The sequence below is a fragment of the Bordetella genomosp. 8 genome (assembly GCF_002119685.1).
Classification (GTDB): domain Bacteria; phylum Pseudomonadota; class Gammaproteobacteria; order Burkholderiales; family Burkholderiaceae_B; genus Bordetella_C.
The window spans coordinates 5,290,448-5,313,357 of record NZ_CP021108.1; the positions used below are offsets into that span (position 1 = coordinate 5,290,448).

Annotated in this window: 20 protein-coding genes; 11 read left to right on the forward strand and 9 right to left on the reverse strand. The window is 67.5% G+C overall.

Annotation, left to right across the window (positions count from 1 at the left end; all coding sequences use genetic code 11):
• Window positions 1-300: 300 nt before the first annotated feature.
• The 4 genes from CAL12_RS23890 to CAL12_RS23905 form a co-directional block, all read right to left on the reverse strand.
• Window positions 301-1,665 carry an MFS transporter gene (locus CAL12_RS23890; protein ID WP_086066881.1) on the reverse strand — a complete coding sequence of 455 codons (1,365 nt, stop codon included), beginning with the start codon at window positions 1,663-1,665 and terminating at the stop codon, window positions 301-303.
• A 71-nt stretch (window positions 1,666-1,736) separates the two neighbouring features.
• On the reverse strand, window positions 1,737-2,240 hold the full coding sequence (locus CAL12_RS23895) for a peroxiredoxin (RefSeq protein ID WP_086066882.1): 504 nt from the start codon (window positions 2,238-2,240) through the stop codon (window positions 1,737-1,739).
• A 118-nt stretch (window positions 2,241-2,358) separates the two neighbouring features.
• Window positions 2,359-3,264: a dienelactone hydrolase family protein gene (locus tag CAL12_RS23900; RefSeq protein ID WP_232464616.1), complete on the reverse strand. Its 906-nt coding sequence runs from the start codon at window positions 3,262-3,264 to the stop codon at window positions 2,359-2,361.
• Window positions 3,265-3,317: 53 nt separating this feature from the next.
• Window positions 3,318-7,031 (reverse strand): DUF748 domain-containing protein, encoded by a 3,714-nt coding sequence (locus CAL12_RS23905; protein ID WP_086066884.1) that lies wholly within the window; start codon window positions 7,029-7,031, stop codon window positions 3,318-3,320.
• 178 nt (window positions 7,032-7,209) lie between these two features.
• Between CAL12_RS23905 and moaC the strand changes: the two genes are divergently transcribed.
• The 5 genes from moaC (at window position 7,210) to CAL12_RS23930 (ending at window position 10,526) form a co-directional block, all read left to right on the forward strand.
• Window positions 7,210-7,698, forward strand: a complete 489-nt coding sequence (gene moaC / locus CAL12_RS23910) for a cyclic pyranopterin monophosphate synthase MoaC (RefSeq protein WP_086066885.1) — start codon at window positions 7,210-7,212, stop codon at window positions 7,696-7,698.
• Between the two features lie 179 nt (window positions 7,699-7,877).
• Entirely contained in the window at window positions 7,878-8,156 is a 279-nt protein-coding gene (gene moaD / locus CAL12_RS23915; RefSeq protein WP_232464617.1) for a molybdopterin converting factor subunit 1, read from the forward strand.
• A 5-nt stretch (window positions 8,157-8,161) separates the two neighbouring features.
• Complete coding sequence (locus CAL12_RS23920; RefSeq protein WP_198298315.1) at window positions 8,162-8,647, forward strand: molybdenum cofactor biosynthesis protein MoaE; 486 nt, start codon at window positions 8,162-8,164, stop codon at window positions 8,645-8,647.
• Complete coding sequence (moaB, locus tag CAL12_RS23925) at window positions 8,644-9,192, forward strand: molybdenum cofactor biosynthesis protein B (protein ID WP_086066886.1); 549 nt, start codon at window positions 8,644-8,646, stop codon at window positions 9,190-9,192. The genes CAL12_RS23920 and moaB overlap by 4 nt, the downstream gene beginning before the upstream one ends.
• A gap of 128 nt (window positions 9,193-9,320) precedes the next feature.
• Window positions 9,321-10,526: a molybdopterin molybdotransferase MoeA gene (locus CAL12_RS23930; protein WP_086066887.1), complete on the forward strand. Its 1,206-nt coding sequence runs from the start codon at window positions 9,321-9,323 to the stop codon at window positions 10,524-10,526.
• On the opposite strand, the gene mobA is transcribed toward CAL12_RS23930, so the two are convergent.
• The 3 genes from mobA to CAL12_RS23945 form a co-directional block, all read right to left on the reverse strand.
• Entirely contained in the window at window positions 10,521-11,207 is a 687-nt protein-coding gene (gene mobA, locus CAL12_RS23935) for a molybdenum cofactor guanylyltransferase MobA (protein WP_086066888.1), read from the reverse strand. The two genes, CAL12_RS23930 and mobA, sit on opposite strands and share 6 nt — an antisense overlap.
• Window positions 11,208-11,318: 111 nt before the next feature.
• The gene (moaA, locus tag CAL12_RS23940) at window positions 11,319-12,437 is read right to left on the reverse strand and encodes a GTP 3',8-cyclase MoaA (RefSeq protein ID WP_086066889.1); all 1,119 of its coding nucleotides are present in this window, start codon (window positions 12,435-12,437) and stop codon (window positions 11,319-11,321) included.
• A 10-nt stretch (window positions 12,438-12,447) separates the two neighbouring features.
• Window positions 12,448-13,545: a substrate-binding domain-containing protein gene (locus tag CAL12_RS23945; RefSeq protein WP_086066890.1), complete on the reverse strand. Its 1,098-nt coding sequence runs from the start codon at window positions 13,543-13,545 to the stop codon at window positions 12,448-12,450.
• 164 nt (window positions 13,546-13,709) lie between these two features.
• On the opposite strand from CAL12_RS23945, the gene CAL12_RS23950 reads away from it, so the two are divergent.
• The 6 genes from CAL12_RS23950 to CAL12_RS23975 all read left to right on the forward strand — a co-directional run bounded on the left by CAL12_RS23950 (window position 13,710) and on the right by CAL12_RS23975 (window position 21,864).
• A complete protein-coding gene (locus CAL12_RS23950; protein ID WP_086066891.1) occupies window positions 13,710-14,264 on the forward strand; it encodes a formate dehydrogenase subunit gamma in 555 nt (184 codons plus the stop codon).
• Window positions 14,261-15,928, forward strand: coding sequence for a formate dehydrogenase beta subunit (locus tag CAL12_RS23955; protein ID WP_086066892.1), 1,668 nt, complete (start codon window positions 14,261-14,263; stop codon window positions 15,926-15,928). Before CAL12_RS23950 ends, CAL12_RS23955 begins: the two co-directional genes overlap by 4 nt.
• Window positions 15,929-15,983: 55 nt before the next feature.
• A complete protein-coding gene (fdhF, locus tag CAL12_RS23960; RefSeq protein ID WP_086066893.1) occupies window positions 15,984-18,848 on the forward strand; it encodes a formate dehydrogenase subunit alpha in 2,865 nt (954 codons plus the stop codon).
• A 120-nt stretch (window positions 18,849-18,968) separates the two neighbouring features.
• Window positions 18,969-19,835: a formate dehydrogenase accessory sulfurtransferase FdhD gene (fdhD, locus tag CAL12_RS23965; RefSeq protein ID WP_086066894.1), complete on the forward strand. Its 867-nt coding sequence runs from the start codon at window positions 18,969-18,971 to the stop codon at window positions 19,833-19,835.
• A gap of 15 nt (window positions 19,836-19,850) precedes the next feature.
• Window positions 19,851-20,111 carry a formate dehydrogenase subunit delta gene (locus CAL12_RS23970; protein ID WP_086066895.1) on the forward strand — a complete coding sequence of 87 codons (261 nt, stop codon included), beginning with the start codon at window positions 19,851-19,853 and terminating at the stop codon, window positions 20,109-20,111.
• An 85-nt stretch (window positions 20,112-20,196) separates the two neighbouring features.
• Entirely contained in the window at window positions 20,197-21,864 is a 1,668-nt protein-coding gene (locus CAL12_RS23975; RefSeq protein ID WP_086066896.1) for an OFA family MFS transporter, read from the forward strand.
• 121 nt (window positions 21,865-21,985) lie between these two features.
• Here the strand turns inward: CAL12_RS23975 and CAL12_RS23980 are convergent, their stop codons facing one another.
• Together CAL12_RS23980 and CAL12_RS23985 are read right to left on the reverse strand one after the other, a co-directional pair.
• Window positions 21,986-22,450 carry a universal stress protein gene (locus tag CAL12_RS23980; RefSeq protein WP_086066897.1) on the reverse strand — a complete coding sequence of 155 codons (465 nt, stop codon included), beginning with the start codon at window positions 22,448-22,450 and terminating at the stop codon, window positions 21,986-21,988.
• A gap of 85 nt (window positions 22,451-22,535) precedes the next feature.
• Window positions 22,536-22,889: a TIGR01244 family sulfur transferase gene (locus CAL12_RS23985; RefSeq protein WP_086066898.1), complete on the reverse strand. Its 354-nt coding sequence runs from the start codon at window positions 22,887-22,889 to the stop codon at window positions 22,536-22,538.
• Window positions 22,890-22,910: the final 21 nt, after the last annotated feature.

The window sequence follows — 22,910 nt, forward strand, 5'->3', positions numbered from 1 at the left end:
GTCCTGTTAAGTTGGGTCGGGACGGACACCGCGGAGAGGGGGGAGGGGTTCCGCGATGTCCGTTGCTGTTCCCGATGAAACGCATTCTGCGCCGCCAAGGCCTAGGGATAAACCCGTAAAACCGAAAATGATATTTCCGAAAACACCAACAATAAGAGTAATTAGCTTATATCTATCGCTCCCATAGCAAGGCCGCCCGTCGACGCCCAAAGGCCACGACGCCCCGCCACAGCACCCCGCCACGCCCCATCACGCGCCGCCACGACCCCAAGACGGCCCCACGGCGCCGTGCTCGCGCCCCTACACGCGGGTCTCGTCCTCCGCCGCGGCCTCCCTTGCGACCGCCTCTTCGGCGGCGGCCGCCGCGCCGCGCGGCGCCGCGACGACATCGGGCTGCGGCTCGACCATGACCAGTTCGGTGTCGACGTCCGGATCGACGCGCGGATCCAGCGTCGCGGCGGCCGCCGGCGAGCTTTGCAGCGCATCCGGCATGGCCTGGAAGTGCACCGGGGCCTCATCCACCTGATGCTGGTTGGTCACCCGGATGGGCCGCACCGTCAGCACCAGCGCCAGCGCGCAGCCGGAGATGAACACGTAGTACATATTGGGCCCCGCCAGCGACATCAGCGCCCCGGCGATCAGCGGGCCGATGCACGCGCCTATGCCGTAGGCCATCAGCAGAATCGCACTCAGGCCGACGCGCCGTTCGGATCCCACATGATCGTTGGCGAACGCGGCGCCCAGCGGGTACAGCGTGAACTGCAGCACGCCGAACATGCAGGACAAGGCCAGCATCAGCGCGAACGGCAGCGACAGCCAGCCCCACATCAATACCGGCAACGCCGTCAGCAGCACCGCATTGAAACGGATCAGCCCCGCGCGGTTGACGCGGTCCGATATCCATCCCATGGGAAACTGCGACAACAGGCCCGCCGTGACCGTCGCTGCCACATAGAACGCGACCTGCGTGGTGGTGAAACCATGCCGGGCGGCGTAGACCGGCGCCAATCCGTAGAAACCGCCGGACAGCAAGCCGGCGACGAACAGGACGGTCAGCGAAAGCGGCACGCGGCGCGCGAAGAACTTCAGGTCCAGCGGCGCCGGTACGGGCGTGGCCGGATGCGATCGCGCGGTCAATGCCACGGGCACCAGGCAAAGAATCTGGAATACGGCCACCAGCGTCAACGGCCGCAGGTCCAGGGCGGGAAACAGCGTCAGCGAAAACTGGCCCAGCACCGTGCCCAATCCCGACATCAGCATGTACACGGAAAACACGCGTCCGCGCAGCCGGTTTTCGGTCTGCTCGTTCAGCCAGCTTTCCAGGACCATGAACTGCGTGACCATCGCGATGCCCGCCACCAGGCGGAATATCAGCCAAAGCCACAGCACTTCCAGCGACGCCTGCGCCAGCACCATCACCGCGGCGATGGCCGCGCAGGCAACGAAGGCGCGGATGTGTCCCACGCGGATCAGCAGCTTGTGCCCGAGGCGCGCCCCGCACACCAGGCCCAGGTAGTAGCCCGCGATCAGCGTGCCTACCCAGAACGGGCTGACCGATTGCGCCGTCAGCCGCAGGCCCATGAACGTATTGAAGAGCCCCGTTCCGCACAGCATCAGAAGCGCCGCGGCGTACAGGGAAGAAAACGAGGAAATCGTGGCGAACATAAAGCTCTTAGCGGCGAGAGCCGCGCGGGGCGGCTCTCGGATTTGCGATACTCAAGAAGCGCGCGGTCGCGTCAGCACTGGGCCAGCATCGTCGCCGCGTCGCTGACTTCGAACTTGCCCGGCGCTTCGACGTTCAGGGCCTTGACCACGCCGTCGTCCAGCACCATGGCATAGCGCTTCGAGCGCATGCCCATGCCGCGCGCGTCCAGGTCCAGTTCCAGGCCCAGGGCCTTGGTCCAGGTCGCGGAACCGTCGGCGAGCATGCGTACCTTGCCGTCGGTTTTCTGGTCACGCCCCCAGGCGCCCATGACGAAGGCGTCGTTGACGGACACGCACCAGATTTCGTCCACGCCCTTGCCCTTGAAGGCGTCGGCGTTCTGGATGAAACCCGGCAGATGCTTGTTCGAGCAGGTCGGCGTGAAGGCGCCCGGCACGGCGAACACCACGATCTTCTTGCCTTTCACCAGATCGGCGACCTGGAAATTGTTGGGACCCAGTGCGCAGGCTTCGGTCTCGGTTTCGATGAATTCGGTCAGGGTGCCATCCGGTACCCGGTCGCCGACTTTGATGGTCATTGATATCTCCAGTGAAACGACAGAAAACGTTATTCAGGAATACGCGCCCGGCATGCGGGGCGTGGACGGCGGTGGCCGGCCCGGCGGCCGCGATGGTGCCGGGTTGGCCGCCGCGCGCTCACTTGTGCTTCGACACCCCAAGATTATGCTGCGAAAACCATTGCAGCATCCGATCCCACGCCTGCTCCGCCTGTTCCTTGCGATAGCTGGGCCGGTAGTCCGCGTGGAAAGCATGGCCCGCGCCCTGGTAGACGTCGATGACCGACGCCTTGGCCGACGCCGACCCCTTGGCCAGGGCGTCGCGCATGGCGGCGACGTCGTCCTGCGTGATACCGGTGTCTTCCGCGCCGTAGGCGCCGCGCACCGGCGCATGCATGTCGGCGGTGATGTCGACGGGGAACTTCGGACGCAGCGTATCGTCGCGCTTGCCGCGCAAGGGGCCGTAGAACGCCGCGCCCGCTTTCAGCTTGGGATTGTGCGCGGAATACAGCCACACGAAGCGGCCGCCCCAGCAGAACCCGATGATGCCCAGCTTGTTGGCATCGCCGTTGTGGCCGGCGGCCCATTTGGCGGTGGCGTCCAGGTCGCCGATGACCTGGGCGTCCGGTATCTTGCTGATGATGTCGGCCTGCAGCTTGGCGATCTCGGTGTACTTGGTGGGATCGCCCTGGCGCGCGAACACATCGGGCGCGATCGCCAGATAGCCCCGATGGGCCAGGCGCCGGCAGATGTCCTGGATGTACTCGTGCAGGCCGAAGATTTCCGCCATGACCAGCACCGTGGGCAGATGCGTGCCTTTTTCCGGTTGGGCGCGGTAGGCGCGCATATTGCCGCCCGCCGCCGGGATTTCGACCCAGCCCGCGGTCAAGCCCTTGGCATCGGTCTTGATGACGGTCTGCGCCATCACGGGCCCCGCGGCCAGGCAGAAGCCCGCTCCCGCCGCGGCCGAAGCGGCGGCCGTCAGAAACCCACGGCGGTCCAGCCGCAGCGGCGGCAGTAGGCTATCCAGGTGCTTGTCGTCCATGCTGATGAGCTCCGATCTCATAAGGATGCCGGGGGCGCCCCGGCGGGCGCAGGTCAACGCTTCAAGGCGAATTCCACACGGGTCGGCGGCCCGTCGTCCTTGACGCCTTCCGCCGACAGATTGGGCGCCACCATGAAGATGCGATCCATGGGCGCGCCATCCTGCTGCAGCTGCTCATAGGCGGCTTGCGCGCGAGCGTCCGCCAGCTTGCGCAACTGGTCCTCTCCGGCGGGCGCCGCCTGCCGGAGCAGATCTTCCATCTGCGCCGGCGGCAGCGATTTGGCGATGCCGATGAAGTTGCGCGGCTTGTTGTCGATCTTGGCATTGTCGTAGGCGTCCGCCAAATACTTGGCGCGCTCCGCCTCGGTCAGGGGCGCGCTGCCGTCCAGCCGGCCGCTCTTGCCCGTGGCGCGCGAGCGCGCGATGCGGATGCGGGTGTCCACCCAGCTCTGCCGCAATCCGGCTTCGTCGGATACCGGATCCGCACGGCCGGCGATATCCATCTTCAGGGACGGCCGGTCGGCCAGCGCGGCGGCCAGTTTCTTCAGTTTTTCCTTGCCGTCGTCCGTCAGCGTCGCGCTGCCGGGCTCGAAGGCAATATACGAAAGCTCGTCGCCGCCGCCGCCGAACGCCGACGCCAGCAGGCTGAAGGGCGAGGTGACGGCCTTGACGACCAGGTTGCCGATCACCCGCAGGATGATGCCGCCGACGGAAAAATTGGGATCGTCCAGCGAGCCGGAGATCGGCAAATTGATGTCGATATTGCCGGAGCGATCTTTCAGCAATGCGACGGCCAGCATGACCGGCAGCGTCGTGGCCTGCGGGCTGTCGGTCTTGGCGCCGAAGGTCAGCTGGTCCAGGCGCACGTGGTTGCTGGCCTGCAACTGGCGGTTCTTGATGCTGTATTCCACGTCCATCGACAGTTTGCCGCGCTCGATGGGATAGCCGACGTACTTCGCCGAATAGGTCGTGAAGCGCGGCAGGTCGACCCCGCGCGCGGAAGCCTGGATATCCAGCGTCAGGAACTTGGCGAAAGGCTGGACGATACCGCTGATGGTCAGCGGCGCCGTACGATAGACGCGGCCCTTGATGCTGACCTTGGCGGGCCGGGGATCGGTGGAGGACACCGCCGACACCGAGCCTTCGATGGCCGACAGTTCGGCCGTGTAGTTCGGGCGCACGAAGCGGTCGTTGAAGGTGGCGCGGCCGTTCTTCAAGGTGACGCTGCGCACGGCGATGTCGGGCATGTCGGCGTCGTTGCGCGCTGCGTTGGCGGACGACTTGCCGGCGGCGCCCTTGCCCGATCGGGATTTGTCGGCGGCCGAGGTCTGCGCCGGCGCGGCCTTGGCTGCCGCCGCGCCGGTGGCTTGCCCGGGTGCCTGCGTATCCTGCGTGATGGAGCCGCCGGCCTGGCCCGGTTCGGCCACCAGGTTCATCACGTTGAGTTCGCCCTGCGAGTTCAGCAGGACGTTGCCGTAGAAGTTGTCCAGCGTCACGTCGCCCAGGTCGATGGCCGGCTTGCCGCCCGCCATGGAGATCGCCATATTGCGCAAGCTGAGCAGCTTCCAGGCCAGGAAGTCCGCGCGGTTCACGCGGTCCTGCAGGTTGAGGTCGCTGACGTCGACGCCGCCCTTCCACGACACCTTCATCGGCGTCGCGGCGCGACCGCCCGCGGAGCTGGCGGCGGCGAAGTCGACGTCGCCCTTCGCGCCCAGGCGGACGGAGCGTACCGTGGCGTTCAGGCGCGACGCCACGTAGGGCGCGAGCTCCGCCACGTTCAGGTTGGAGAGGTCGACGCTGGCCTTCACGGCCAGGGGCTGCAGGGTGAGGCTGCCTTGCGAAGCCAGGCTGCCTTCGCCCAGCAGGCCAGCCACGCGCAGGTCGAAACGGGACGACCCCGAGCCCAGGATGAATCTGTCGATACCGAGCGAGAGGGTTTTCAGGCCGACGGTGATCGGCGGGTCCAGGGATTCGTCGCGCGCCGAGACGTTGGCCAGGTCCAGCTTGATGTTGGACGCCTGGATGGCGTACGTGCCGTTGTGGTCCCTGACGTCGACCTTGGCGGCGGCGCCCACGGTACCGGCCAGCAGCGTGACGGGGGCGGCGCTGCGGACCGCGCTGGCGAAGGGCGGCAGCGGCAGGCGCGCGGCCTTCGCGTCCAGGGTCAGCGCAAGGGGCTGCAGGATGACGCCGCCCTTGGCCTGCAGCGTCGCGCCGTCGGGGTTTTCCGCGCCCAATTCGATGGCGATGGGCTGGTCCTTGGGCTGCGGCAATTGCACGTTCGTGACGGCCAGCGAGAGCTTGTCGAACGTGTAGTCGAGGCGGGTCGGCGCGTCGCGCAGGCGCAGTTGGCCGTTTGTGACGGCGATCTTGCCGACCTCGACACGCCACGGATCGGGCTCGACCGCCGCGGCCGGCGCCGGCGCGGATGCGGCCGGGGACGCGGCTCCTGATGCGGGTGCGGGTGCGGGTGCTGGTACGGGTGCGGGTGCTGGTGCGGGTGCGGACGCAGTCGCAGTCGCAGTCGCAGTCGCTGGCGCTGGCGTCGTCGCGGGCGCGGACGCGGCGCCCGACGCGGGTGATGGCGTCGTCGCAGTCGCGGGCGCGCCCGCGTCGCCCGGCTTCGCGGCAACCGCCGGTACCGACGCCGTCTTGACCGTGCTGACCGGGGCCGGTCCTTCGGTCTTCGCCCCCGCGCCCAAGCGCTGCAGCTTGTCGACCACATCCAGCCAATTGACCCGCTGGTCGGCATAACGGCGCGTCTGGACGTGCGGCTCCACCAGCTCCACCTGCCCTATCCGCACCTTGCGCTCCAGCGGCAACGCATCGACGTCCCGCACATTCAAGGCCTGCCAGGCGACCAGGCTTTCGTCAGAGGCTTCGCGCAGATCCAGATCGCGCAGGCTGACCCCGCCGGTGATCCGCAACTTGGGCACGGCGTCCTTGGGCTGTTCGAACACGATATGAAGATCCGAATCCAGCAAACCCCGATTCAGCTTGACGGGCAAGGGTACGCCCCATGCGTCGGCCCACTTCTCCAGTTCCAGCCCGCTGAACACCACGTCCAGCGTGGACGTCGGCGTGACGTCGAACGGCCGCGCCGTGCCGTTCAGGTCGAACGGACTGCCGTTGATCCGCGCGTGGAACTTCGGCACCACGTCGATATCGGCGGCGTAACCGAAGTTGGATATGAAAGGCACCCCCAGCGCGATTTCGTCGATCACCTGCTTGCGGCCGGTGACCTTGTCGTCCATCGTGATGGCGCCGTTTTCCAGCCGCATATTGTTCAGCGAGAACCGTGGCAGCGGTGCGTCCTTGTCGGACGGCGCCGGCGGCTTGTCCTGGCCCAGCCGGGCAAGCTTCTGCTGGACGTCCGTGAAATTGAAATGCGCCTGCGCGTCGCGCTCCAGCGCGAGCCTGGGTTCGCGCACCACCAGCGCGTCCACCACCGGCGCGAACCAGAACAGCGATTTCCACGAAAGGCTGGCGTCGACTTCCGCGATCGCCAACAGCGGCGACGCGGCGGCCGGCTGCTCGATGGCGAGATCGTGCGCCCGCAGCGTCAGCGAAAAAGGATTGAATGTGATCTTGCCGACCTGGACATCGCGCCCCAGCATTCCGGCGACGTCGCGCGTCAGCGCGCGCCGGGTGACTTCGGGCACCTGCCACGCCGCCAGCGCCAGCAGCAGCAGGACGAAACCCACAACTGCCCCGGTGATCCGCAAAAACCGCCGCGAGAATCGAATTCGGGGCAAATGTCGGGGCATCCGGCGTCTCCTGTACAAGTTGCGGCATTATCGCCCCCGGGGCCGGATGGCGTCCATTATCATAGGCAGCGCCGCCCCCTGCTTCGGGGCGCGATTGAGTGCAACATCAAGGGATTACGTTCCCCTCGCAAATTCGTTTCAAATCTTGAACAGGCGCCGCGATGGCGGATGCATCAGCATGTCCAATTCTTCTCCGGCCCTGAGCCATCTCGACGAGTCCGGCCAGGTCCGCATGGTCGACGTCGGCGGCAAGGCCGTGACCGCCCGCGTGGCCATTGCCGCCGCCCGCGTCCGCATGAACGCCACCGCCTACGGCCTGCTGACCCAGCCCGGCCAAGGCAAGGGCGAGGTCCTGAACACCGCCCGCGTCGCGGGAATGCTGGCCGCCAAGCGCTGTGCCGACCTGATCCCCCTTTGCCACAGCCTGCCGCTGTCCTTCGTGGGCGTGGATTTCGCGCTAGACGACGCCACGCACAGCATCGACATCCGCGCCACCTGCCGCACCGACTTCCGCACCGGCGTGGAAATGGAAGCCATGACCGCCTGCAGCGTGGCCGCGCTGACCGTCTATGACATGTGCAAGGCGGCCGACAAGGGCATCGTCATCGAGCAGATCCGCCTGGAATACAAGGCCGGCGGCAAAAGCGGCGAATGGCGTGCCGCATAGGGCGCGTGGATCGCTGAGCCGTTTCCCCCCGACCCGGCGGAGTAGAATGCCTGGGCCCGGAAACGGAAGGTGTCCCCAGCCGGAAGGTGTCCCCAGCCGGCCTCGCGTGACCTCTTCCGTCATGCCGGCATGAAAGACAGTAAGCAGACGATTTCGGGCCGCTGGCCCAGAGGTGCGCGGTGAGCGGATCGAACCTGAATCCCGGCGTAAGCCCGGCCATCCAAATCCTGTATTTCGCGCGCGTGGCCGAACTGACCGGCCGCCGCGCCGAAGCCTGGCCCCTGCCCGCCGACACCATCACGGGGGCGGCGCTGCTGGGCAGCCTGGAAGAACGCTACCCCCAGCTGGCGCCTTCCGGACGCCTCAAGCTGGCGGTCAACCAGACCCACGTCAAGCACACGGCGACCATCCGGCCGGGCGACGAAGTCGCCGTCTTCGAACCCGTCACGGGAGGCTGATCGCCATGGTCATCGTCCAGGAAGCCGATTTCGACGCGGCGGCGCTGCAGGCCGCGCTGCGCGAACGCGCCGGCGCCGCCGCCGGCGCCATCGTGACCTTCACCGGCTACGTCCGCGATTTTTCGTCGGACGAGGCCACCGAAACCCTGTTCCTGGAACACTATCCAGGCATGTGCGAACGCGAGCTGGAAGACATCGGCGCGCAGGCCATGAAGCGCTGGCGGGTGCTGGATTTCGTCATCGCGCACCGCGTGGGCGCATTGCCGCGCAATGCGCAGATCGTGTTCGTCGGCGCGGCCAGCGCGCATCGGGGCGACGCCTTCCGGGCGTGCGAATACATCATCGACGCGCTGAAGACGCGCGCGCCGTTCTGGAAGCGCGAAACCCTGGCCAGCGGCCGCAGCTTCTGGGTGGAACAACGCCAATCGGATCATGACCGGACCCATACATGGGATGCCGGCGGCAGCGCTTCATCGAAGGAAACCCCATGAGCGAGCACAAGGAAGATAAAAAAGCATCCCTGGCCTGCGCCGTCCTGACCGTCAGCGACACGCGCACCGCGGGCAACGACACGTCCGGCAACTGGCTGGCGGAAACGCTGGCGCGCGACGGCCACGACTGCGTGCGGCGCGACCTGGTGAAGGACAATATCTACGAAATCCGCCGCGTCGTCAGCGAGTGGATCGCCGACCCGCGCGTGCAGGTCGTCCTGATCACCGGCGGTACCGGTTTTTCGCATCGCGATTCCACGCCGGAAGCGGTGTCGCCCTTGCTGGACAAGGAAATCACCGGCTTCGGCGAATTGTTCCGCCACGTGTCGTACCAGGAGATCGGCAGCTCGACCATCCAGTCCCGCGCGTTGGCCGGCTACGCCAACGATACGGTGATCTTCTGCCTGCCGGGCTCGACCGGCGCATGCGAGACGGCCTGGAACCACATCCTGCGCGAACAGCTGGACAGCCGCCACAAACCCTGCAATTTCGCCAGCCACCTGCAGAAGAAGGCGCTGGAGCACAGCGAGCGTAGCAGCCGCTGAACCCGGCCGGGCGCACGTCGCCGGCGCCGATCCGGGCGCCCGCATGTGGCCCGGTCCCCTACCGACCCCGATGCAGCCGCGCGCCCACGCCGCGCCGGCCCGCACATCGACAGACGAGCGGACACGACATGCTGGAATTCGACGACGCCCAAACCCGCCTCGCCAATGGCGCGCCGCGGCCCTCGGCCACGATAGACGCGCCGCTGAGCGCCGCCATCGGCCTGGTGCTGGCCCAGGACCTCACGGCAACGCTGGACCTGCCGCCGGCCGACAACAGCGCCATGGACGGCTACGCGCTGCGCCACGCCGACTACCGCGAAGGCGCGACCCTGCCCATCGACCAGATCGTGTATGCCGGCCATGCGCCGCAGGCGCTGCAGCCGGGTCATGCCGCGCGCCTGTTCACCGGCAGCCTGATGCCGCCGGGCGCGGACACGGTGGTCATGCAGGAAGATACGCGTGAAGCCGATGGCCGGCTGACCATCACGCAGGCGCCCCGGCCGGGGCAACACGTGCGCCGCCGGGGCGAGGACACCGCCGCGGGCAGCGCCCTGCTGCCCGCCGGCACGCGCATCGGCCCCGCGCAGGTGGCGCTGCTGGCCTCGCAGGGCATCGCGCGCGTCACGGTGCATCCGGCCGTGCGTGTCGGCATCCTCACGACCGGCGACGAGCTGGTGCCGCCCGGCCAGCCGCGCGGCGCGCACCAGATCTACAACTCCAACGGCCCGATGATGGCCGCGCTGGTGGAAGGCATGTCGGCGCAAGCCACCCACGTGCTGCACGCGCAGGACAACGAAGCGGCGCTGAAGTCGGCGTTCCAGACCCTGGCGCGCGACTGCGACCTGATCGTGAGCATAGGCGGGGTATCGGTCGGCGACAAAGACCTGGTCAAGCCGGTGCTGGAAAGCATGGGTGCGTCGCTGGACCTGTGGCGTGTGCGCATGAAGCCGGGCAAACCGGTGGCCATGGCGCACGTCGACGGCAAGCCGGTGGTCTGCCTGCCGGGCAATCCGGTGTCGGCCTTCGCGGTGTTCACGGTGCTGGTGTCGCCGCTGCTGCGGCGCATGCAGGGCCGGCGCGATCTGTTTCCGCAGGTCAGCATGCTGACGCTGCGCACCGACGCGCCGCGCCACGACAGCCGCGAGGAATTCCTGCGCGTGCGGCGCGATGTCAACAACGGCGGCGTGGGCGAACTGCAGGCCTTCGACCGGCAGAGTTCAGGCGTGGTCAGCTCGCTGCCCTGGGCGACCGGGCTGGCGCGCATCCCCGCCGGGCATACCGTCTACGACGGTGAAAAAGTGGCTTACTACGACTTCAAGCACTGGCTGTCATGACGGCGCGCGGTCGGCGGCGGACAGATCGCGTTCGGTGTTGACGTTCAGGAAAGCACCGGGCTGATCGTCGAAGGGGACTTCGACGCAGCCGACGCGCGACTGCCATGTTTCGACCTTGCGGCCGCCTTGCGCCAGGTACTGCAGCAGGTCCGGCAGCAGTTCGCGGGACACGAGCATGCAGACAGGTTGCCGCTGGCCCGCGCTGCAGGCCACCGCCAGGCGGGGAATGCCGCGCGAATTACCCTGTACGCCAGTGCCCCGCGCCTGCAACGCCTGGCGCAGGCGCGCGACCATATCGACGGGCAGGAAGGGCACGTCGCAGGGCGCGGTGGCCAACCATGGGCAGCGTGACGCCACCAGGCCCGCGGCGACGCCGGCCAGCGGTCCTTGCCATTGCCCATGCGCGGGATCGTCGGCGACCACCTTGCCGTATTCGGCATAGCGATCCAGGTTGCGGTTGGCGCTGATCAACAAGGCGCCGACCTGCGGCGCGAAGCGCGCGGCGACGTGTTCGACCATGGGGCGCCCGCGCAGCAGTGCACAGCCCTTGTCCATGTCACCCATGCGCGAACCGCGGCCGCCCGCCAGGATCAGGCCGGCGATGTGCGCCGCTTCGATCGTGTCCGTTCCTGTTGGCGCCGCCAGGCCTGCCTGGTCGTCCTGGTCTTTTTGCGCGTTCATGCAAGCCTCCTCCTGTATGAGCCGCGGCGCCTGGGCGTTCCCACCTGGGCGACCCCGCGCGCGGCCCACCTGGGTGTGGCCTACCCTGGGCCACACCTGGGCAGCTACCATCTAGCCGCCGATGTAGCTCATTTCTATTTTCCGATCCTGGCCCACGCCCGGCGTCGCCGCCAGGCGCCCTTCGGAATAACTGTCGCCGCGTCCGCCCCAGATGCCGGCGATCGCCGCGGCAAGCTGGTCGTCGTCCGCGTCGCCGCGTATCAAGGCGCGCAAATCGTAGCCGCGGCTGGCGAACAGGCACAGGAACAGTCGGCCCTCGGGCGACAGGCGCGCCCGCGTACAGCCTTCGCAGAAAGCCTGCGTCACGCTGGAAATCACGCCGATTTCCCCGGCGCCATCGGCATAGCCCCAACGCTCGGCCACGCGGCCCATGGCGTCGGTCTGCAGCGGCGCCAGCGGGAACGCCGCGCCGATGCGCGCGATGATCTCCGCGCTGGGCAGGACTTCCGTCATGTTCCAGCCATTGGTGCTGCCCACGTCCATGTATTCGATGAAACGCAGGATGTGCCCCGTACCGCGGAAGTGCCGCGCCATGGGCAGAATCTGATCGTCGTTCATGCCGCGCCGCACGACCATGTTGACCTTCACCGGCGTCAGGCCCGCCTCGGCCGCGGCGTCGATGCCGCGCAGCACGTCGGCCACCGGAAAATCGGTATCGCTCATGCGCGCGAACAGCGCCGGGTCCAGCGCGTCCATGCTCACCGTCACGCGGTGCAGCCCGGCGTCCTTCAGCGCGCGCGCCTTGCGCGCCAGCAGGCTGCCGTTGGTGGTCAAGGTCAGCTCCAGCGGCTCGCCTTCCGGCGTGCGCAGGGCTGCCAGCATGCCGATCAGCGTTTCGATGTTCTTGCGCAGCAGGGGCTCGCCGCCGGTCAGGCGGATCTTGCGCACGCCCAGGCGCACGAACACCGCGGCGGCGCGCGTCATTTCCTCGAACGACAACAGCTGCGCATGCGGCAGGAACACGTGATTGCTGTCGAAGGCATCACGAGGCATGCAATAGGTGCAGCGGAAATTGCAGCGGTCGGTGACCGATATCCGCAGGTCGCGCAGCGGGCGCGCGCGCGTATCCAAGACCGGCTGGCCGGCGGCCGGCAAGGACCGGGCGTGCGGCAAGGCCTGCGCATCGGCGGCCTGGGACCGGTGGTCCGTCAGATAGATGACTTTCGACATGATGCCGTGATCATAGCTTTTCCGGCCCGAAGGCCTCCCGCAGGGTGTGTATGCGCCCCGTTTCGCTGGCGTCGTAGCCGATCAGCTGGCCCACGTAGCCCTTGTAGTCCGCGCCCCGCATGATGCCCAGCAGCGCCTGCATGGTCGGCTGCTCCAGCGCGCTCTTGCGGATGGCGAAAAAGTAGCGTTCACGCGCCAGCGGTATGAAATCCAGTCCGAAGCGATGCGCCGCGGTTTCCACGCCGATACCCGCATCCGCCATGCCGCTGGCGATATGGGCGGCCACGGCCATGTGCGTGAACTCGCTGTTCTCGTAGCCATGCACCTTCGCCACGGCGATGTCCAGGCGGCGCAGCATCAATTCCACCAGTTGCCGGGTGCTGGAGCCGATCTGCCGGTTGACGAAGCGCACGTCCGGGCGGGCCAGGTCGGCAATGCCCTGGATGCGCTTGGGATTGCCCGCCATGACGAACAGGCCGGTATTGCGGACGGCCAGATGGACCAGCAGATGCTCTTCCGCATCCAGCCATTGCGCGTAGTGGCGCAGCATGTCGGTCTCGAAATCGCCTTGCGGCACCTGGAAGCCGGCCAGGTCGCATTCGCCGCTGTCCAGGGACGCCAGGGCTTCCGTCGCGGTGCGATAGCGCAATTCCAGGTTGGCGGCGCCGCTGCCCAACTGCTGCATCAGGGCTTCCACCGCGAAGCCGTGGCTGGCGTGCAGGCGCAGGTGGGGACCGCTTTCGGGCAACAGCTTTTCCAGGTCTTCCTGCAGTTCGGACGCCAGGCTGTCCAGCATGGGCATCAGGCGCGCCTCGATGCGGCGGTTGGCCCACAGCAGCCGCTGGGCGAATGGCGACAGCGCGGTGCCCTGCCGGCGGCGGGTGATCAGCAGGGGGGTGCCGAACACGGATTCGAAGCGCCGCAGCACGCCCCAGCCGTGCCGGTAGGACAGGCCACAGGCCCGGCAGGCGCCGGCGATGTGGCCGATCGCGTCGATGGCCGACAGCAGCGCCAGCACTTCCTGCAGCGCGATGCCTTCGTGGTCGCCGCCACCCTGGGTCAGCCACCAGCCCGGGCGCAGGGCGACCCGGAACCCGCCGTCGCTCATGGCCGGTGTCCTGAAGTTATATAGGAAATAAAGTACATATTGAAAGCCACGGCTCCCGGCGATACAGTCCCGCTTTAGAGACAACGGCGCCTCTTATTATGTTCGAAAAAACATATTAAAGAAATCCGCGCCGCCAGAAAACGTTGTGACAGGAGTCCGTCTCCATGCGAGAAGGTCAAGCCAGGGCAGACCTGGCATCCAACGGCGGCGCCCGCGGGGGCGAACTGGCCAGCCAGGCCGCCGCGCTATCCGCCCACCCCGCCGTTGCCGCGGCCGCGCGCGCGATCCAGGCCCATCAGGGCGTGCCGGGGGCCTTGATGCCCATCCTGCATGCCGTGCAGCACGAGTTGGGCTGTATCCCGCCCGAGGCCGTGCAGCCCATCGCCGAAGCGCTGAATCTGTCGCGCGCCGAAGTGCATGGCGTGATCACCTTCTACCCGCATTTCCGCCAGACGCCCGCGGGACGCCACGTCGTGGAAGTCTGCCGCGCGGAATCCTGTCAGGCCATGGGCGGCGAGAAGATCGCCGCCCATGCGCGCAAGAAGCTGGGCTGCGATTTCCACGCCACCAGCGCCGACGGCGCGTTCACCCTGGAACCCGTCTACTGCCTGGGCCTGTGCGCGCAATCGCCGGCCATGCTGATCGACGGCGTCCCCTATGCGCGGCTGACGCCCAAGCGCTTCGACACCATCCTGGGCTACGTCAAGGAGGGGTCATGAACGAAGGCACCCCGTCCCGCGCTTCGGGCAATCCCGTCACCCTGTACGTGCCGCGCGACGCGGCAGCATTGGCGGTGGGCGCGGATGACGTCGTCCGCGCCATCGAAGCCGAGGCCGCGCGCCGCGGACAGGCGGTGCGCGTCGTGCGCAACGGTTCGCGTGGACTGCTGTGGCTGGAACCGCTGGTGGAAGTCGCCACGCCCGCCGGCCGCGTGGCCTACGGTCCGGTGCAGGCGGAAGACGTCGCATCGCTGTTCGACGCCGGCTGGCTGCAAGCCGATGCCACGGGCAACCGTCCCAACGCCCCCAACACGCCCCACCCGCTCCGCCAGGGCCTGACGCAGGACATCCCTTACCTGAAGAACCAGGAACGCCTGACCTTCGCACGCTGCGGCATCACCGATCCCCTGGACCTGGACGACTACCAGGCGCACGAAGGCCTGCAAGGCCTGCGGCGCGCGCTGACCATGGCGCCGGAGCAGGTCGTCGACGAAGTGCAGCAGTCCGGCCTGCGCGGCCGCGGCGGCGCGGCCTTCCCGACCGGCATCAAGTGGAAGACGGTGCTGACCACGCCGGCCGAACAGAAGTACATCGTCTGCAATGCCGACGAAGGCGATTCCGGCACCTTCGCCGACCGCCTGCTGATGGAAGGCGATCCCTACGTGCTGATCGAAGGCATGGCCATCGCCGGCATCGCCGTCGGCGCCACGCAGGGCTATATCTACGTCCGGTCGGAATATCCGCACGCCATCGCCGCGCTGGAAGCGGCGATCGCGCGGGCACGCGCGGCCGGCTGGCTGGGCGGCGACATCCTGGGCAGCGGCAAACGCTTCGACCTGGAAGTGCGCAAAGGCGCGGGCGCCTATATCTGCGGCGAGGAAACCTCCCTGCTGGAAAGCCTGGAAGGCAAGCGCGGCGTGGTGCGCGCCAAGCCGCCGCTGCCGGCCATCGCCGGCTTGTTCGGCAAGCCGACGGTCATCAACAACGTGATTTCGCTGGCGTCGGTGCCTGTCATCCTGGCGTGCGGCGCGGCCTATTACCGCGACTACGGCGTGGGCCGGTCGCAAGGCACCCTGCCCTTCCAGTTGGCCGGCAACCTCAAGCAGGGCGGGCTGGTGGAAAAGGCCTTCGGCCTGACGCTGCGCGAACTGCTGTACGACTTCGGCGGCGGCAGCGCGTCCGGCCGGCCGCTGCGCGCGGTGCAGGTGGGCGGCCCGCTGGGCGCCTATCTGCCCGAATCGCAATGGGACGTGCCGCTGGACTACGAGGCCTACGTCAAGATCTCGGCGATGATCGGCCACGGCGGCCTGGTGGCCTTCGACGACACAGTCGACATGCAGGCGATGGCGCGCTATGCCATGGAGTTCTGCGCCATCGAATCCTGCGGCAAGTGCACGCCCTGCCGCATCGGCTCGACGCGCGGCGTGGAAACCCTGGACCGCATCGCCGCGCGCGGCGCGGATCACGCGCAACAGGTGCATCTGCTGCGCGACCTGTGCGACACCATGCTGGGCGGGTCGCTGTGCGCGCTGGGCGGCATGGCGCCGTATCCGGTGATGTCCGCGCTGGACCATTTCCCCCAGGACTTCGGTCTTTCGCCGCACGCCCCCGACCCCGCCGGCCTGGCCGCCGTCGAAACCGACGCCCGCCCGCCGCACCTTTGACTCTTGCGGGCCGGGCGGCAGCCCGGGCCGGCGCAGAAAGATTGGAGACTCCGCCATGTTGGAAACCGTCATCAAACGAGACCGCGACTACGGCACGCCCGCGCGCGTCGCCGAACAGCAGGTCAGCCTGACCATCGACGGCCAGGAAATCCGCGTCCCCGCCGGCACCTCGGTGATGCGCGCGGCCGCCGAAGCCGGCATCAATATCCCCAAGCTCTGCGCCACCGACAGCCTGGAGGCCTTCGGCTCCTGCCGCCTGTGCGTGGTGGAGATCGACGGCCGCCGCGGCTACCCGGCCTCCTGCACGACGCCAGTGGAAGACGGCATGGTGGTGCGCACCGAAACGCCCAAGCTGCACGACCTGCGGCGCGGCGTGATGGAGCTGTATATCTCCGACCACCCGCTGGACTGCCTGACCTGTCCGGCCAATGGCGATTGCGAACTGCAGGACATGGCCGGCGTGGTGGGCCTGCGCAACGTGCGCTACGGCTACCAGGGCGCCAACCACCTGAATGACGCCAAGGACGAATCGAATCCCTACTTCACCTACGACCCGTCCAAGTGCATCGTCTGCAACCGCTGCGTGCGGGCCTGCGAGGAAACCCAGGGCACCTTCGCGCTGACCATTTCCGGCAAGGGCTTCGATTCGCGCGTCTCCGCCGGACAGGACCAGCCTTTCCTGGACAGCGAATGCGTGTCCTGCGGCGCCTGCGTGCAGGCCTGCCCCACCGCCACGCTGGAAGAAAAAACGGTCATCATGATGGGCCAGGCCGAGCACTCGGTCGTCACCACCTGCGCCTACTGCGGCGTGGGCTGCGGCTTCAAGGCAGAAATGAAAGGCCAGGAAGTGGTGCGCATGGTGCCGTGGAAGGATGGCCAGGCCAACCGCGGGCACTCCTGCGTGAAGGGCCGCTTCGCCTGGGGCTATGCGACGCACAAGGAACGTGTCACCAAGCCCATGATCCGCAAGAACATCACGGATCCGTGGCGCGAAGTGTCCTGGGACGAGGCCATTTCGTATGCGGCGTCGGAATTCAAGCGCCTGCAGGCCAAGCATGGCCGCGATTCCATCGGCGGCATCACGTCGTCCCGCTGCACCAACGAGGAAACCTGGCTGGTGCAGAAGCTGGTGCGCGCCGGATTCGGCACCAACAACGTCGACACGTGCGCGCGCGTCTGCCACTCGCCCACGGGCTATGGCCTGAAGCAGACGCTGGGCGAATCGGCGGGCACGCAGACCTTCGACTCGGTCATGTACTCCGACGTGGTCGTGGTGATGGGCGCGAACCCCAGCAGCGGCCACCCGGTGTTTGCCTCGCGGCTCAAGCGCCGGCTGCGCCAGGGCGCGCGACTGATCGTCATCGATCCGCGCCGCATCGAACTCGTCAGCTCGCCGCACGTCAAGGCGGACTACCACCTGCAGGTGCGTCCCGGCACCAACGTCGCGCTGCTGTCCTCGCTGGCGCACGTGATCGCCACCGAAGGCCTGATCAACGAAGCCTTCGTCGCCGAACGCTGCGAAACCAAGGCCTTCCAGCAATGGCGCGAATTCGTTTCGCGCCCGGAAAACTCTCCGGAAGCCATGGAAGCCGTCACCGGCGTGCCGGCGGCCGCCGTGCGTGGCGCCGCGCGGCTGTACGCCACCGGCGGCAACGCCGCGATCTACTACGGCCTGGGCGTGACGGAACACAGCCAGGGCTCGACCACGGTGATGGGCATCGCCAACCTGGCCATGGCCACCGGCAACATCGGCCGCGAAGGCGTGGGCGTGAACCCGCTGCGCGGCCAGAACAATGTGCAGGGTTCCTGCGACATGGGCTCCTTCCCGCACGAACTGCCGGGCTACCGGCATATCTCCGACGACGTGGTGCGCGCGGAGTTCGAGCACGACTGGGGCGTGACGCTGCAGCCGGAACCCGGCCTGCGCATCCCCAATATGTTCGAGGCCGCGCTGGCGGGCAGCTTCAAGGGCCTGTACTGCCAGGGCGAGGACATCGTGCAGTCCGATCCCAACACGCAGCACGTGGCGGCCGCGCTGGCGGCGATGGAATGCATCGTGGTGCAGGACCTGTTCCTGAACGAAACGGCCAAGTACGCGCACGTCTTCCTGCCGGGCTCTTCCTTCCTGGAAAAGGACGGCACCTTCACCAACGCGGAACGGCGGATCTCGCGCGTGCGCAAGGTCATGGAGCCCCGCAACGGCATGGGCGACTGGGAAGTGACGATGGCCCTGTCCAACGCGATGGGCTATCCCATGAACTATCGCCATCCCGGCGAGATCATGGATGAGATCGCGCGCCTGACGCCCACCTTCTCCGGCGTCACCTACGAAAAACTTGATCGCCTGGGCAGCGTGCAGTGGCCGTGCAACGACGAGGCCCCCGACGGCACGCCCATCATGCATATCGACGAGTTCGTGCGCGGCAAGGGCAAGTTCATCATCACGCAGTACGTGCCCACCGAGGAACGCAGCACGCGCAAGTTCCCGCTGCTGCTCACCACCGGCCGCATCCTGTCGCAATACAACGTGGGCGCGCAGACGCGCCGCACGCACAACGTCATGTGGCACGCGGAAGACGTGCTGGAAATGCATCCGCAGGATGCCGAGGACCGTGGCGTCTCCGACGGAGACTGGGTGGGCGTGCAGAGCCGCTCGGGCGAAACCGTGCTGCGCGCCGTGCTGACCGATCGCGTACAGCCGGGCGTGGTATACACCACCTTCCATTTCCCGGAATCGGGCGCCAATGTGGTGACGACGGACAATTCCGACTGGGCGACCAACTGCCCGGAGTACAAGGTCACGGCCGTGCAGGTCATGCGCGTGTCCCAGCCTTCGGAATGGCAGCGCCAGTGGAGCCGTTTCAGCGATATCCAGCAGAAGCTGTTGGCGGATCGCGAAACCGTGCCCGCCGGCAAATAGGCGCCGCCCGCTCATGCCGCACCCGGCCCTTGCATCAGCGATATGACGAGACAGACCTTGCCCGGCCGTGCCGGGGCCCATGCCGGCGCAGGCATGGCGGACGCGGCCAGTGAAACAGATATGGCCGGCACGGACATCGGCCTGCCGCCGACATCGGCGCCGGCGCGTGTGCTGCGCGTGCGCGGCGGCATGGCGGCTGCCCGCCCGGACGACGACATCCTGGCGGAAGAAACCCCCATCGCGCTGGAATACAACGGCATCAGCCACGCCACCATGCTGGCCACGCCGGCGGACCTGGAAGACTTCGCGATCGGCTTCTCGCTGACCGAAGGCATCATCGACGATGCGCGCGACGTGCGCGACATCGAAGCACGCGTCAGCGAAGACGGCGTCGTATTGGAACTGACGATCGCGAGCGCCTGCGCGGCCCGGCTCAAGGAAAGACGGCGCGCGTTGTCGGGGCGCACGGGTTGCGGCCTGTGCGGCGTCGAAACGCTGCCGGAAGTGCTGCGCGACATCCCGCCCGTGCCAGCCGGCGCGTCGATCTCCGCGCGCGCGGTACTTGGCGCCATGCGCGCCATGCGCGAGCGCCAGCCGCTGCACGCGCTGACCGGCGCCACGCATGCGGCGGGCTGGGCCCGGGCCGACGGCACGCTCGTGTTGGTACGCGAGGACGTGGGCCGGCACAACGCGCTGGACAAGCTGATCGGCGCGCTGGCGCGGCGGCCGGATGGCGCCGCAACGGACATGGCCGCCGCGGTGGATGCCGCCGCCCCGGCCCGGTACGGGATCATCGTCGTCTCCAGCCGCGCCAGTTTCGAAATGGTGCAGAAAACCGCGGCGGCCGGCGTCGGCGTCCTGGCCGCCGTGTCGGCGCCCACCGCGCTCGCACGCCGCCTGGCCGACCGCCTGAACATCGCCCTGCTGGGGTTCATGCGGGACGACGACACGACGCTGTACGCGCACGAAGAACGCATCTCCGCATAAAGACAGGAACAAACAATGGAAAGCGCGAACCTGATCCGCATGGCCAACCGTATCGGCGACTTCTTCGACGCCATGCCCGACCGCCCCGAAGCCATCGAGGGCGTCGCCAACCACATCCAGAAATTCTGGGAGCCGCGCATGCGGACGGAGCTGCTGGCCTTCCTGCAACGCCATCCGGATGGCGTCGCCGACGACATCACGCTCAGCCCCATCGTGCTGGAAGCGGTCACCACGAACCGCGAACGCCTCACGCCGCGCAGCGCGGAACCCAGATAAGCAGTGCACTGAAGCAGAACGACCGGCAACCGCGCGGACGCCCCGCAAGGCAAGCCGGCAATACCAATAAAACCTTGGAGAAGACATGAGCACAGCGACCACGCTGGACATTCCTGCCGGCAAACCCGGCTTTCTGGACAAGGAAAGAACCATCGCGGGCCCCGGATTCAGCCGCTGGCTGGTTCCGCCCGCGGCCCTGGCGATCCACCTTTGCATCGGCATGGCCTACGGCTTTTCCGTATTCTGGCTGCCGCTTTCCAAGGCCCTGGGCGGCACCACCGCGCTGGCCTGCCCGGCGGGCATGAGCCTGTTCGAGGAGTTGTTCACGACCAACTGCGACTGGCGCATCTCCAGCATGACGGTGACCTACATCCTGTTCTTCGTCCTGCTGGGATGTTCGGCGGCCGTGTGGGGCGGCTGGCTGGAGCGCGCCGGTCCGCGCAAGGCCGGCATCGTGTCGGCCGCCTGCTGGTGCGGCGGCCTGGTGATATCGGCGCTGGGCATCTACCTGCACCAGTTGTGGATGCTGTGGGTGGGTTCCGGCGTGATCGGCGGCATCGGACTGGGCCTGGGCTATATCTCGCCGGTCAGCACCCTGATCAAGTGGTTTCCCGACCGGCGCGGCATGGCCACCGGCATGGCGATCATGGGCTTCGGCGGCGGCGCCATGGTGGGCGCGCCGCTGGCCAACCTGCTGATGCGCCACTACGCGACGCCGGCATCGCCCGGCGTGTGGGAAACCTTCGTGACGCTGGCGGTGATCTACGCGGTGTTCATGGTGGCCGGCGCGCTGTCCTATCGCGTGCCCGCCAGCAACTGGAAGCCGGCGGGCTGGACGCCGCCCGTCGCGCAGGCCGGCAACGCCATGATCACCCATGGCCATGTGCACGTGAAGAAAATCTGGGGCGTGCCGCAGTTCTGGCTGGTGTGGTGGGTACTGTGCCTGAACGTGACGGCCGGCATCGGCATCCTGGGCATGGCGTCGCCGCTGCTGCAGGAAGTGTTCGCCGGCAAGCTGATCGGCCAGGACGCGTTGACGTTCTCGCAGTTGAACAAGGAGCAGCTCGCCGCCATCGCCACCATCGCCGCCGGCTTCACCGGCCTGCTCAGCCTGTTCAACATCGGCGGCCGCTTCGTCTGGGCCAGCCTGTCGGACAAGCTGGGGCGCAAGATGACCTACCTGACCTTCTTCGTGCTGGGCTTCGTGCTGTATGCCTCGGTGCCGTGGTCCGCGCACGCCGGCCACCTGGCGCTGTTCGTCGGTGCCTTCTGCATCATCCTGTCGATGTACGGCGGCGGCTTCGCCACGGTGCCCGCCTACCTGGCCGACCTGTTCGGCACGCAGATGGTCGGCGCCATCCATGGCCGCGTACTGACCGCCTGGTCGGCCGCCGGCATCTTCGGGCCGGTGCTGATCAGCTACGTGCGCGAATACCAGTTGTCGCTCGGTGTGCCGCGCGCCCAGGTCTATGACATCACCATGTATATCCTGGCGGGGCTGCTGGTGATCGGCCTGCTGTGCAACCTGGCCATCCGGCCGGTCAACCCCAAGCACTTCATGACCGATGAAGAACTGGCCCGCGAAAAGACGCTGGCGCACGAACGCGCGGCCGCCAGCGCGGTGCATGGCGAATCGGCATCGACCTTCAAGACGCCCAGGTCGGCGATCGCCTTCGGCTGGGCCTGCGTCGGCATTCCGCTGGCATGGGGCATCTGGGTGACCTTGCAGCAGGCGGTGGTGCTGTTCCGCTGACCTGTGCTTACGATGACCCGTCCTTGCACGGGTCAACAAAAACGCCGCTTTCCAGACAGGAAGCGGCGTTTCCTTTTTCATGCGCGGTCGCGCCGGGCGGCGCGGCTGGCGTGGGGGACCGTCAGGCTTTTTCTTCCTTGACGCGATACACGAGCACCGCGGTGTGTGCCAGGGACAGGACCTTGGCGGTGACGCTGCCCAGGAGCAGGCGCGACAGGCCGCTGCGGCCGTGGCTGCCGATGAAGATCAGGTCGCAGCCGTTTTCCTGCGCGGCGTGCACGATGCCGTCGGCGACGTTGAAATTGGAGATGGCGCGCGACGTGGCCTTGACGCTGGCGGTTTCCGCGCGATCCAGGACGGCCTTCAAATAGCGCTTGGATTGGTCCGCCGAGGCCTTTTCGTAGTCTTCATCGGTAATCGCATAGGCGGCCGCCATGCCGTCGAAGCCTATGGTCGCGGCAAAGGGTTGCGTGACGTGCAGGGCGACGATCTCCGCGCCGACGGAGCGCGCGAAGCAGACTCCGGCGTTCGCCGCCTGGGCGGACAGCGGGGACCCGTCGGTGGGAATCAGGATTTTCTTGAACATGTCCAGCTCTCCTTACACGGATGTTGTGCGTTCCATCCTACCGGAAAAGTGCCTGACGCGGCAGAGCACCCCCGCCCACCGGATCTCAGCGCTGCGCGCCCGATTGCTGCGAGGCGACAAACAGGTTCGTGCACCGCGTGCCCGTGCGGCAATAGGCCAGGACCGGCTGCGGCAGCTTTTCCAGCAGACGCCCGAAGGTGGCCACGTCGTCCGCGGTCATGCCGCCGCTGACGACGGGCTGGTACTCGACCTGCAGGCCCGCGTTCAGGGCCGCTTCGGAAACCGCCGCGGCCGTGGGCTGGTCGGGGCCGCCCTCATGGTCGGGCCGGTTGATGATCACGCTTTTGAAGCCCGCGGCCGCCACCGCGGCCATATCGTCGGGCGACAGCTGCGGCGCGACGGCGAACTCGGGAGTCAGGCGATTGATGGGAACGGACATGATGATCTTCCTCGAAGATGG